At 74.4% G+C, this 801-nt stretch carries 1 protein-coding gene; it reads right to left on the bottom strand.

Annotated features, from left to right (window positions below):
• The coding region (locus tag E9934_RS19415) for a molybdopterin oxidoreductase family protein (protein ID WP_158295083.1) at positions 1–801 on the bottom strand (801 nt) is incomplete at both ends.

The raw sequence follows: 801 nt of genomic DNA, 5'->3' as shown, positions 1-801 counted from the left end.
CGACGCCCCACACGCCGGCGACGTGGGCGCGGGCGGCGGGGTCGTCGATCATCCGGTAGCCGGGCAGCTGGTCGGCCTTCTGGCCGTGCTCGCGGCCGCCCTGTCCGTTGCCCTGCCCGGTGAGGCAGCCGTAGCCGGCGAAGGGCCGGCCGGGCATCCCGAGCGCGAGCGCGACGTTGATCCAGGCCACCACGGTCGCGGTTCCCTGCGCGTGCTGCTCGGCGCCGCGCGCGGTCAGCACCATCACCTTGCGGCCGCCGGTCAGCAGGTCGACGAGCGCACCGAGCTCGTCGGTCGCGACCCCGGTCGTCCGCTCGACGCGCTCGGGCCACCAGGCGGCCACCGAGCGTCGTACGTCCGCGAAGCCGGAGGTGCGGGTGGCGACGTAGTCCTCGTCGACGGCGCCGCGGGCGTCGATGAGGTGCAGGACCCCGAGTCCGAGCGCGAGGTCGGTGCCGGGGACCGGCTGGAGGAAGAGGTCGGCCCGCTCCGCGGTCGCCGTACGGCGAGGGTCGATCACGACGACCTTGCCTCCCCGCTCGCGGAGCCGGTCGAGGTGGCGGGCCGCCGGCGGCATGGTCTCGGCCAGGTTGGACCCGACGAGCACGACCACGTCGGTCTGCTCGATGTCGGCGAGCGGGAAGGGCAGACCGCGGTCGATCCCGAAGGCCTGGTTGCCGGCGCTGGCGGCCGAGCTCATGCACCAGCGGCCGTTGTAGTCGATCTGGCTCGTGCCCAGCGCGACGCGGGCGAACTTGCCGAGCTGGTAGGCCTTCTCGTTGGTGAGCCCGCCGCCACCGA

Source organism: Nocardioides caeni, assembly GCF_004912195.1.
Lineage (GTDB): Bacteria > Actinomycetota > Actinomycetes > Propionibacteriales > Nocardioidaceae > Nocardioides > Nocardioides caeni.
The sequence above is the reverse complement of the archived record's forward strand: the minus strand, read 5'-3'. Positions and strand labels throughout refer to the sequence as shown.